The following is a 12,125-nucleotide window of genomic DNA, read 5'->3' as shown; positions in this document are numbered from 1 at the left end:
AGTGCCAGTAAATTAGAGACAAATATAACTGGAGATATATAGCATTATAAGCCGAAGTTGATGCTAAATACTTAAGCTATTACTGTAAGCGTTCGTATGATTAAGAATCTCCAGTATACTTTATGATACTACCATTCTATAAATAGCACTACCTGTATTCACATGGTCTTCTCATCAAGGTTCAGGATATTTTAATTTAAAGCGAGGAGTTCTTTGTATGGCTGAACATAATGAATTAAAAGAGAAAATGTATGAATGGACTCAAAAATATGCAGAAAAAGCAGGCTACATGCTTAATCCGAATAAAGAAGCTCTTGACTATGTACTTGACGGACTTACGGTCAAACTTGAGAAATTCGGAAGGCGTTACTGCCCCTGCAGAATAGTTACCGGAGATGAAAAAGAAGATAGAAAGATCGTATGTCCCTGTATTTATCATAAAGAAGAAGTCGAAAGGGATGGAAACTGCCACTGTGAACTTTTCTTTAAAGCGAATTAAATTAACCGGATTCGATTTGCCTGTAGAGAGGTTTTACCAGTTTGCTTCTGAAGGTCAGGAAAAATTAATTTACGCGATCTCCTGCCTGAAAGATTCCCGAAGTAAAAGCCTGCATACCTAATGGCATCAGAATCTGAAGGTCTTAACTAATTTATGAAGGTTTGCAGGGTATCCCCCTATAAGCTGAAAGTAACACTGAAAACAAAAAAGCGAGAGTTTAAGGAAGATTACCCGGATATATTTAACTGAAGGTTGTTCGACACATGTTTTCAGTGATACGCTTAATCTTACTTTTTAATCATATTTTTAACCCTGCATAATCTTTAATGAAAACTGACGTAAAAAACTTGACTCAAGGGTGACCTGGAATGACAAATGCAATGGAACTCTATCAGATGCTTCCGAAGACTAACTGCAAAAAGTGCGGAAAAACTTCGTGTATGGCGTTTGCAGTAGCCCTCATGGCCCGCGAGCTCACACCCGAAGATTGCCCGCCCCTTAAGGAAGAATCGAAGTATAGAGAAAACTACGAAAAGCTGAAAGAAATCTTCAAACCATCCGAAGGCGCAACTGAAACGGGCCTTATAGTGCATGAGGACCTTTGTTTCGGATGTGGAAATTGTGTGGTTGCCTGTCCCCCCAATGTAGCAAATGATCCTTATGGAGTAGGTTCGGGAAATGCCCCCAGGAATGTTAATAAGCTGGTCCTGACCATAGAAGACGGCATTGTAAAAGCCCAGAACCTTGAGGAATGCCGCCGTTTCGGAAAGAACAAAATTCTCTGCAATGGTTGTATAGTAACCTGCCCTGTAGAGGCCATAGAGTTCGTGTGAGGAATGTGGATATGGAGAAAAACTATTATGTATGCACAGGCTGCGGACTCCTTTGCGACGATATCGAGGTTGAGTCCGAGAAGAATATAATAAACAAAGTTTATACAGCCTGCAGAGTTGGGGTAGCCCACATGAAGGAAGTCAGGGGTGAAGCAGGCTTCCGGGTTGATAACGCACCTGTTGATGAGGCAACTGCGATCCGTGAGGCTGCATCGATCCTTAAAAATGCAAAAAATCCCCTGATCTTCGGACTTGGGACTTCTACAGACGAAGCCCAGAAACTGGCAATTGAGCTTGCAAGAAAGACCGACGCGACTCTTGACGATACATCCTCGTTCTGCCTGGGTCCCCTGGTCGAAGCTCTTCTTCAGGATAAAATTAAGACCTGCACTCTTGACGATGTAAGGAATAAAGCCGATGTTATTATATTCTGGGGGGCGGACCCGTCCGATTCCCATCCTCGCCATCTCTCCAAACATTCCTATTTCCCCAGGGGAAGCGAAAAGCAGCGGGGCTGGGAGGAAGAAAGAACCGCTATTGCGATCGATGTTCGTAAGTCCCATACTGCAAAAATCTGCGGGAATTACTTCTTCCAGATCCCTCCGGAAGGAGATGCCGAATTTATCGATGCCCTGATCGCAGCACTCTCGGGAAAGCTACCTAAAACCTCCTATAACTACCCGCCCAAGAAAATCCTTGAACTGGCAAATATCCTTAAAGGGGCGAAATTCGGGGTAATCTTTGCAGGGCTTGGCCTGATCTACTCGCTGAAAGACATGGAACCCGTTTTCAGGCTAATGAAAGCCCTGAATGAAAAAGCAAACTTCCAGCTGGTGCCTATGGTAGGGCACTATAATATGCGGGGCTTTAATGAAAACCTCTATGCTGAAACCGGGTACGTAAACAGAGTAAAGTTCGAAAACGGCACTGTAAAGCACGGACCTGAGTACTCGGTTGTCGAATCCCTGAAAGCAAAGACGGTGGATGCGGCTCTTATTATCGGTTCTGACCCACTTTCAAGCCTTCCCAGATCGGTTTCGAAGAACCTGCTTGAAATTCCGGTTATCTCAATTGACCCCTGTGAAACCCTGACCTCAAAGCATTCAAAGGTTTACATAAATACCGCAATCAGCGGGGTGGAATCCGGAGGTAGTGCCACACGCATGGACGGGATCAAGGTAAGCTTTAAGCCTGTTGTAGAGACAGCTCGCCTGTCTGATGAAGCAACCCTAAAGAAGATAATGGAGGCACTCTGATGGATTTCGGATCTTTTCTTGCAGCTCCTGAAATAAAAATCAGAATCGTAACTTACAGGGATATCTTTCAGGATAAAGCCATGATTGAAAACCGCTTTGGGGAGGAATACAGGGACCGTTCAGCCATTATTAAGCTGGACGCTGCAGACCTCAAGCAATTGAATGTAAAAAAGGGCGACACCGTTATCCTGAGCAATTCCTTTGGAAGGATAGTGGTCAAAGCCGAGGAATCAGGATACGATACTCCTCACAGGGGTCTTGCATATATGCCTAACAGCCCCTGGTCCAATATGCTGGTCTCGGATGAAACAGGTGGTACAGGGGTTCCGAAATTTAAAGATATCTCCGTAACCGTTACCAGTGCAAAAGGAGAGAAAGTGACGGAATTCAAGCCTTAAATTTTTCCTGTTGAAATTAAATAGTCCCTTTATATATCCTTAAAAACAGTAAAAATCCTTTTATTTTTTTCCTTTTTTATGTCTAGTTAGCTGCAAACCGGATGAGAGTATGACCAGTAAACTCCTGAAATTTACCCGAATCCTGAAAAACGGAAATGTTTTCTATCGCTTTGAGGACTTTGAAAATATAGATTCCAGATGGGAATTGCCCTGTGAATACCTTTCAGGAGCTCATTTTGCGGCATGGGATGGAATTCTTCTATATTCGGACGGGAAAACCCTTTTTTCACTTGCCTGTGGAAGCGAACTCTCAGAAAGCGCCTACTCCGAACTGATGCTCATCGTCGATACCGGAAAAGAAAGGCTCAGGGAAATCCGGAACCGGAACTCTTTTTAAGCCTCCTGGTTCTGGGCTTCAGAAAGGCTTCCTGGCGGAAAGTACTGCAAACCATCCTTTTCCGTGCCCTTTTTCCGGAATTTCGGCTTCCCTGATTTCCTCAGGCTTTTTAAAGAGTGTCTGGCAGGTCTCAAGCCCTTCGAATCCGAGACCGGTCAGATATCCCGACACTTCGGTTACCGAGAGGAAATGCGCTTCCGAATAAAATCTGCCTTTCCTATTCCCAGACTCGATCCGGCGCCCCTGGGGACTATCCCTGTCAAGGATTCCGGTTATAATTTGCCCGCCAGGCTTCAGGACCCTCAAGGCTTCCCTGAGTGCCTGATTCGGATTTTCAAAAAAAGCAAGAGCGGTAATTATCAAAACCAGATCAAATTGCTCTCTTTTAAAGGGCAGAAACTCCGCAACTCCAAGTACCACTTCCAGACCCCGTTGCTTTGCGAGCCTGGCCATAGCCCGTACCGGTTCAAGCCCGAACCCGGGAGCCTGGGCAAACCTGCCTGTGCCAGCCCCGATTTCAAGGGCTTTCAATCTCTCCTGATTCTCAGGGAGGAAAGTTTTCAAGGCAAGCAGTTCGGATTCGTATGCAGGTTTATACTTGTCATACCAGGCATCGTATTCTTCTGCATACCTTTCAAAATTTTCCCATGACCTCATTAACCCCCCTCCAGTTCCCGATCTTCTATTTTTTCCGAATTTTTTTACTTTTTCCTGCGCAGGGCGACTGCAAGCAAACCGAGTATCCCGTAACCCAGTCCGAAACCAGGTAAGCCTTTAATTCCACTCTGCTTCTCACTTCCTTCCACAGCGGTTATTATGTAGACTTTGGAAGCAGTCCCGTTTCCGTTGCCCGCGGTAAGATTAACTGTATAAGTTCCGGGCGCTGCATAGGTATGAACCGGGTTTTCATCCGTTGAGTCGACATTCCCATCATTTTCAAAGTCCCAGTGACTTTCGGTTTCGTTCTCTGAAAGGTCGGTAAACTGGACCGAAAGGGGAGCATATCCGCTGGTTGCATTGGTACTGAAGTTTGCAAAGGGAAGAATCGGCTCCTCAGTCTCGACTTCTACGAGAGGCATGTAATCGACATAGTCGCTATTTTCAAGCCTGTAGAGTTTATCCGCAACACCGTCTTCATCCGTATCAGGCATAATTTCCGAGTGCCCCAGGCCGTCGGGTTTTGCCCAGTAATTTCCTGCAAGGTAGGGCCCGCCTACAATATTCGTACCTGCGGTTTTTTCAATATTGTAGACATTGTCGGTTCCGTTATTAGCCTCGGCATTAACAGTATTATTGAAGTAATTATTGAGCACACGGTTCTTGTCACTTTTGGGGCAGATAAAAAGCCCGTAAACCTGATTCGAAACAATAGTATTATCTGAGATCTTATTACTGTCCGAATTGCCCAGGTGAATGCCCCTGCCGTTATCTGAAGCCTCATTTCCTGAGAGAGTGTTGCCTGTTGCAGTCGAAAGCAAAATCCCGTAATCTTTGTTTTCCGAAAGCGTATTATTTAATATGACATTTCCTTCAGAATTCGGGATATAGAATCCATACCTGTTTTTCGAAGCCCGGTTCTCGGAGATTGTATTATAGCTGGACTGCTCAAGTTCTATCCCTTTCTCGCCTTTCCCAATCAGGTTGCCGAGAATCAGGTTATTTTCCGAATTCTTCAGATATACTCCAAAAGTATTATTCAGCAATCTATTATTCTCAACAGTGCAGTTTTTGCACTCGTACATATAGATTCCTGCATGGTTATTTCTTGAATCCATTATCTTGAATCCGCTAATTGTAACTTTACTCGACTCTATATTGAACACATCTGCAGCCGGGTCTCTGGCTATTATTATCGTATTTGCAGGGTTTCCTGATTCTGACTTTATTACCAGGTTATGTACAGTCACTTTGACATTCTCAATATAGGTGCCGGGCTTTACAATTATCATATCGCCTGAGGCGGCGCTATTAACAGCGGCCTGTATGGATTCTCCTGGCTGGACGAAGATCTCAGCCGCCGTTCCGATACCAGAGCTTAACACCAGGATAAGAAAAACTAACAAGAAAATGATTGATTTGCTTATTCCAATTCCTCCGTCCACTCAGGGAAAGCAATGAAACTTCTGCTCTCAAACTGCTTTAACCAATTTTATAAATCGGGGTATTACGTAAATTATGATACTGTGTAAATTCTGCTGTTCATCATCGCATAAATAAGCGTTTACCAGCTGCATAGAATATGCTGAAGATAATTTTGTAGAGTGCCGTATTGATGACGTTGTATTCAATTCCCGCATAAGAACATGTAGGAATTTACAGGTTGTTTGAATTTAATTCGTTTTATCTTTAAGAAATTTTTATACAAATTGTTAGAATAGCCGGAATAATGTACAAAACAATATAAATATTCTGGTTTAAATCAAAATAAGTGAAAAAGAAGAACAGGACGTTAGACAATAGTTAAATAAGCTAAACTTAAATGAAAAAAGTTCACGCTGGAATAAACCTGTTGAAATCAAATCGGTTCAGCCAGCTTATACCAGGCTTGGTGGAATCTTTCCTGATTCTCCTTAATTAGAGACCTGATAAATAAAAATATGATAGAGATCTGAAACCTCCATCTTTAATTTAAATTAGTCGTTCTATCCTTTATGATTTCAAATTATACATTTATTTTTTCTTACTGAGATATACAGTAAGAATACAAACTACGGTGTACAATAAGCCGGGTCCGGGTATGCTTGTGATTTTACCCTCCGTCTCCTCCTTATCTGTTTCCTGTTCGGGATTACGTTTCTGTTCAGTATCCGCGATTGTTGTACCTGTATATTCAAGTTCCTCCGTATCGTTCTCAGGTTCGATTTCATCCCCAGAATCTTTTTCTATGGCTTCCCCTGTTATTGCAAAATGGGTGAAGCCTGGTGTTTCTGCCGTGAAATACATATATTTGTTATCTTCTTTCAAAGGTTTTACGGGCAGCTGTGACCATTTTTTGTCGCTATACCTGTTGAGTATGATTGAATTCCGGTCAATGTCCTTATCCTCAAGCCAGGGTTTCTCGACCTTGAAGCACACCACAGGGTTCTCAATGTTCTTTTCATTTACAAACCCTGCATTTCCTACCCAGAGGTTGAAGTATTTATAGACTTCACCTGAGGACAGATTTGAAGTCAGGGTTGATTTTGCTTTGAGCTGCTCGGCAATTGTTGTGGTCTTGCCTGCGGTCTTCTTTGCATCAAAGCTCACATATGCAATGCAGGTGGCATTCTTTGCGAAGTCAAATTTCACAGGTTTTCCGCTTGCAACATGTGTCTGTGAGAGTTCCTTGATTTCGACATTTCTCGCAGGCTCGGGAGAACCGCCGCCGCCACCGCCGCCGCTCCTGTGTTTCCTTCCTTTATCGTCATCATCCGGATTGTATGGATTTATAACAGTTATTGTAGCAGCTTTTGCCTGGGAAGTGCCGTTTGCATCTGTCGCGGTTAAGCTAACGGTGTAGGTTCCTGCGGTAGAATAGATATGCACAGGATTCTGTTCGGTTGAAATAGCTCCGTCCCCAAAGGTCCAGTTCCTTGAGCTTACATTCTGTGAAAGGTCAGTAAACTGGACCGAAAGGGGAGCATTACCGTTTATTGGATTGGCGCTGAAATCTGCTACAGGGAGCACTACTACCGGCTGCTCTAAAACAATTATTGTAGCAAGTTTTGAATTCGTACCATTCTCATTGCCTGCGGTTAAGTTAACGGTATAGTTTCCCGGGGTCGTATACGTGTGAACCGGATCTCTATCTGCAGAGTCCGCATTTCCGTCATTTTCAAAATCCCAGCTCAAAGATACTGCATTCTGAGACAGGTTCGTAAACCGGACTGTAAGAGGAGTATATCCGCTCGTTGTGTTTGTGCTGAAGTCCGAAACAGGCATTACTGGTTTCTGCGGGCTGGAATAAGGTGCAAGAGGCAGATAATCTGTAACGTTCTCTAAGTCGCCAGTATACACATTATCAGCAATCCCGTCTTTATTTCCATCTGTTGCAGTCTGTGAAAATCCATTGCCTCGGGGTTTTGCCCAGAAATTACCTCCGAGATAGGGACCTCCTACAATATTGGTGCCAGCGGTTTTTGTCGTGTTCCAGGTTGTATCTGCGGTGTTAATATCCGCATTCAGGTCGTTACTGGCGTAATTATTGAAGAAGAGGTTCCTGCGGCAGGCCCGGCACTCATAAAACCCGGATACGTTATTAAAAGCAACAATGTTTTCCGAAACTGTGTTGCCAGTTGAGGAATCCAGATAAATACCCCTGTTCGTTTCATTGGCTGTGTTTCCGGAAATTGTGTTATCGTTCGAATGCGAAATCCACATTCCATGTTCTCTGTTGTTCGATACATTATTACCTGAAATCTTGCTTTTATTTGAGTATAAATGATTAATGCCTCTCTCATTCGAGTTTACGCTATTGTTTAAGAGCCTGTTTCCTTCAGAGTAGAGGACCTGAATTCCATGCTGTCTGTTTAAGTTTACTCTGTTTTCCGAGACGTTGTTATAATTCGAACCATTCAGAGTTATCCCTATCTTATTGTCCGAAAGATGATTATTGGCAACCGTGCAGCTATTGCATCTGACCATATAAATTCCGGTCTCAGCGGATTCAATTCTAAACCCGCGAATTGTCGTGTTACTCGCTGCAACAGAGAATCCGGTTGTTGAGTTAGTGTTGATTATCGTATTTGATGGATCTCCTGATTCGGACCTTATCACAAGATCCTGTTTATTGATTCGAATATTCTCGGTATATACTCCGGGTCTGACGATTATTACATCGCCCGGATCTGCACTATTCACAGCAACCTGTATTGAATCCGTCGAATTGACGGAAATCTCCTTAGCCGCCCCGATTCCACAGGCTAATGCAAAAACGAGCATGACCATTAGCAGGATTAGTGATTTTTTCATATTGGTTCCCCAGTGTAAAAAGTAGAATTCGGCTGAAACTTATTGAATAAATTAGAAAATAAGCGCAAAACAATATAAATATATTGATCCAGTTGGTTTTCCTGAGAGTAAAAATGTGAAAAATATAAAATAGTGTATCTATTAATATCAATTTTCCTGAAATAATTCTCAAAAAAGGTAAATATTTAAAAAATTGCTTCAGACTTTCCTGAAATAATTCTCAAAAAAGGTAAATATTTTAAAAAATTGCTTCAGACTTTCCTGAAATAATTCTCAAAAAAGGTAAATATTCTAAAAATTGCTTCAGAGACGCCTGGAAGAAGTAAAAATAGGAGAAAGGGGATGAAGGATCAAGCCCTCAAACCCGGAGCTTTAGCCTGATGCTTTATCTTTTTGATATCAGGCTGCTTCAATCAAGTTCCATATATTCTTCCGTCTCGTCACTATCCATTTCTACCTTGCTGTAATCGTCTGTTTCAGTTTTATTGGTGTATGTTTTAGTTTCGTTGACAGTTGCTTTGGTTTTATTTGTCTCTGTCACATTTATCTCAGTTTTATTCACCGTTTTATTTACTTCCGTTTTGTTTACTTCCGTTTTATTGACAGCCGTTTCATTTGCCGTTATTTTTGTTTCGTTGGTATCGGTTTCAGGTCTGGGAATACTGTAGTTTACCGGAGGTGCCACAGACCTTTCGGGTTCAGAGCCGCCTACCAGAGGCAGGAAGTCCGAATAATTATTGCCCTGTAATTTGTATGGTGTATCAGCAATCCCATCTCCGTCGGCATCAGTTGCTGTCTGGGAAAATCCGGTACCGTCAGGTTTTGCCCAGAAGTTTCCTGCTATGAATGGTCCGCCAACAATACTTGTGCCGGCAGTTTTTGTAACATTCCAGATATTGCCTTCGCTTCCGTCTTTAACATCTGAATTAAAGACATTATTCAGGTAATTATCATATACGATATTGCCATTGCTTGTAGAACTCATGAAAATGCCTGAAACGCTGTTCAAAGTGATAATATTTCTTGAGATAATATTATTCTGGGAAGTGCTCAGGTGAATTCCACGACCGCCACTGGAAGCTTCATTTCTGGATATATTGTTGTCTGTGCAGTACGATAGCAGGACACCGTATTCCCTGTTATTCAAAATTGTATTGTCGAGGATATTGTTACCGCTGGAAGATATCAGATAAATGCCTCGGCTATTGCCTGAAGCCGTATTATTCTCCAGGAGATTGGTGCTTGAATTGGTCAGATAAATCCCGTGCCCTCCGTTTGAATCCAGGGAATTGCCTGTAAAGTTGTTATTGGTGGAATTTACCAGCACAATCCCGTGATTAACGCTTGTACTTACCATGTTATTAAGCAACGTAGTCCACTGCGAGCGTGTAACATAAAATCCGTACCTGTTGTTTAAGGCCGTATTATTTGACACAAGGTTATAACTTGAATCCCGCAGGCTAACTCCCCTTCCGCCTTCCAGGAGACTGTTGTTAAGAAGAACAGTATTATTGGATAATTCCATGTCTATGCCAAGACTGTTGTTTGAGAGCAGATTCTCACTGATGGTACAGTTAACAGAGTTCAGCAGAGAAATCCCTGAGGCATTACAGTTCGAGACCTCGTTTCCTGAGATATTGGTGTTCATTCCTGAAGAAAGCCGGATCCCGTACTCGTTGTTCAGAGCCAGATTGTCCTGAACCGTGTTCTCCCCGGATCTTAACAGGAAAATACCCCGGGTGTTGTTGACAGCTGTATTGTTTGCAACGCTGTTATTACTGGAATCGGCAAAAGAGATGCCATGAATCATATTTGAATCTGCAGTGTTCCCGGTCAGGTTGTTACTGGTTGAGTACGCTATATAGATACCATAACCATTGTTTGCATTTGCGGTATTGTTTTCCAGCCTGGTATTATTACAATTTTCCAGGACAATACCGTGATTAGAATTCGTGTTTGCCGTGTTTTCCGAAAGTTCGTTCCCTTCGGAAGCAGTAACATAAATTCCAAATCTCTGGCTTGAGATATCATTATTCGTTATTGTATTATAGTGCGATCTCTCAACATTAATTGCTCTTTTACCCTGTTCCACCGTATTATTGAGAATACTGTTGTACATTGAATACTGTACGTATATTCCAAGAGCGTTGTTAACGAGTTGGTTATTGTCTATGGTACAATTATTGGACCCGGACAGATAGATTCCTGACCTGTCAAGCCCGGCTCCCGTAATAGTTAGTCCCTTAAGTACTATGTTATCCGCATCTATGGAGAATACGTTTGAAGCGTTATTATTGGCCGCAATTACGGTATCGCCAGGATTCTCCGAACCTGACCGTATTACGAGATTATCCTTCGTTATTGCAATATTCTCGTTATAGGTTCCGGGACTTATGACTATTTCATCTCCAGAACTTGCATTATTTACCGCGGATTGAATTGACTCTCCGGGCTGGACTGTGAGCTCAACCGCAGTGCCTATACTCGAAGCAAATGTAAATATTAAAAGGGCTATCGCTAAAGTAGCAAATCTGTTTATTTAAATCCCCCACTCTTTTATGTACATTATTATTTAATTTTCTATTAATAAATCTGATTTTAAACATTAAATGATATAAATTTATTGGATTAGAATAATATCAAAATAAAGAGATAAAAATTAAGGTAAAATGTAATCAATAGCCAGCTCAACGAAATAAAACGAATAGTATTTTTTCTCTAATGTTCCGGACTCACTCTCGTTATAAAATCACAGGCTGCTTGCCTCGACATAGAAAATCGCCCTTACGCGTGATAAGGATGGCTCTGGCTCAACAAGCCACACTCGGGTGAATATACAGAAAGCTCATACCGGCGCGGCTGCCGATATAAATTTTGAGTAGAGATGCCTGTATATCCATCGGAAGGAATGAGAATAACTCATAAGCAGAGGGCGCCGAGAAAGAAGCTGGCGAAATAAGTAAACTTACGGCAATAAAGGAAAATAAGAAAAATCACGGAATTAAGAAAAATAGAGAGTATGAAAAATCACGGAATTAAGAAAAATTAGAGAATATGAAAAATCACGAAAATAAGAAAAATTAGAGAATATGAAAAATCAGGGAATTAAGAAAATAGAGAGTATGAAAAATCACGGAATTAAGAAAAATAGAGAGTATGAAAAATCACGAAAATAAGAAAAATGAGAAAATAAGAAAATAAGAACATAGGAAACATGAGAAATAGAAAATCACGAAAATAAGAAAATGAGAAAATAGGAGAATAAAAGGTGAAGCAAAAGTTTAATGTCTTCACCTTACCTGTTTTACTTAAATTTTGCCTTTTACTTCTTTTTCTACCTTTTTTCTTATTTTCATTTCGTCTTTTTGATTTTACATATTATCTCTTTTTCAATTTCTTCTTTTTATTTTTACTCTGTAGTTGTATTTTATTTTCTCTTATACAGGAATACCGTAATAAGGCAGACGACAACGTAAAGCCCTTCAAATCCGGGTATGCTTGAGATTTTACCTTTCCCTGTCCCCTGCTCAGTACTCTGTTTCTGTTCAGTATCCGCTACTGTTGTATTATTCTGCTCAAGATCCTGCGTGTCATCTGTATTTGTCTCAGCAGAGGTTTTTTCTACGGATTTTCCCGTTACTGCAAAATGGGTGAAGCCTGGAGTTTCTGCCGTGAAGTACAGGTATTTGCTATCTTCTTTCAACAGTTTTGCGGGCAGCTGTGACCATTTTTTGTCGCTATACCTGTTGAGTATGATTGAATTCCGGTCAATGTCCTTATCCTCAAGCCAGG

The 12,125-nt window shown here is 41.7% G+C and carries 10 protein-coding genes; 5 read left to right on the top strand and 5 right to left on the bottom strand.

What is annotated here, in order from left to right; all coding sequences use genetic code 11:
• Positions 1-217: 217 nt before the first annotated feature.
• The 5 genes from EQO05_RS12425 (at position 218) to EQO05_RS12405 (ending at position 3,383) form a co-directional block, all read left to right on the top strand.
• The gene (locus tag EQO05_RS12425; protein WP_128506990.1) at positions 218-499 is read left to right on the top strand and encodes a ferredoxin-thioredoxin reductase catalytic domain-containing protein; all 282 of its coding nucleotides are present in this window, start codon (positions 218-220) and stop codon (positions 497-499) included.
• Between the two features lie 368 nt (positions 500-867).
• Positions 868-1,332, top strand: coding sequence for a (Fe-S)-binding protein (locus EQO05_RS12420; RefSeq protein WP_128506988.1), 465 nt, complete (start codon positions 868-870; stop codon positions 1,330-1,332).
• Positions 1,333-1,343: 11 nt separating this feature from the next.
• Positions 1,344-2,588: a formylmethanofuran dehydrogenase subunit B gene (locus EQO05_RS12415; protein WP_128506986.1), complete on the top strand. Its 1,245-nt coding sequence runs from the start codon at positions 1,344-1,346 to the stop codon at positions 2,586-2,588.
• Entirely contained in the window at positions 2,588-2,986 is a 399-nt protein-coding gene (locus EQO05_RS12410; protein ID WP_128506984.1) for a molybdopterin dinucleotide binding domain-containing protein, read from the top strand. Before EQO05_RS12415 ends, EQO05_RS12410 begins: the two co-directional genes overlap by 1 nt.
• A 109-nt stretch (positions 2,987-3,095) precedes the next feature.
• Positions 3,096-3,383: a hypothetical protein gene (locus EQO05_RS12405; protein ID WP_128506982.1), complete on the top strand. Its 288-nt coding sequence runs from the start codon at positions 3,096-3,098 to the stop codon at positions 3,381-3,383.
• An 18-nt stretch (positions 3,384-3,401) separates the two neighbouring features.
• Here the strand turns inward: EQO05_RS12405 and EQO05_RS12400 are convergent, their stop codons facing one another.
• From EQO05_RS12400 to EQO05_RS12380, 5 genes are all read right to left on the bottom strand, one after another.
• On the bottom strand, positions 3,402-4,040 hold the full coding sequence (locus EQO05_RS12400) for a class I SAM-dependent methyltransferase (protein WP_128506981.1): 639 nt from the start codon (positions 4,038-4,040) through the stop codon (positions 3,402-3,404).
• Positions 4,041-4,084: 44 nt separating this feature from the next.
• A complete protein-coding gene (locus tag EQO05_RS12395; protein WP_205793808.1) occupies positions 4,085-5,485 on the bottom strand; it encodes a NosD domain-containing protein in 1,401 nt (466 codons plus the stop codon).
• A gap of 568 nt (positions 5,486-6,053) precedes the next feature.
• A complete protein-coding gene (locus EQO05_RS12390) occupies positions 6,054-8,333 on the bottom strand; it encodes a PGF-pre-PGF domain-containing protein (protein ID WP_128506979.1) in 2,280 nt (759 codons plus the stop codon).
• Between the two features lie 409 nt (positions 8,334-8,742).
• Positions 8,743-10,773 carry a nitrous oxide reductase family maturation protein NosD gene (locus tag EQO05_RS12385; RefSeq protein ID WP_255420856.1) on the bottom strand — a complete coding sequence of 677 codons (2,031 nt, stop codon included), beginning with the start codon at positions 10,771-10,773 and terminating at the stop codon, positions 8,743-8,745.
• A 987-nt stretch (positions 10,774-11,760) separates the two neighbouring features.
• On the bottom strand, positions 11,761-12,125 hold a 365-nt coding region (locus tag EQO05_RS12380; RefSeq protein WP_128506975.1), incomplete at its 5' end, for a PGF-pre-PGF domain-containing protein.

This window comes from Methanosarcina sp. MSH10X1 (assembly GCF_004099695.1).
Lineage (GTDB): Archaea > Halobacteriota > Methanosarcinia > Methanosarcinales > Methanosarcinaceae > Methanosarcina.
Note: the sequence above shows the minus strand (reverse complement) of the source record. Positions and strands in the feature narration are given on the sequence as shown.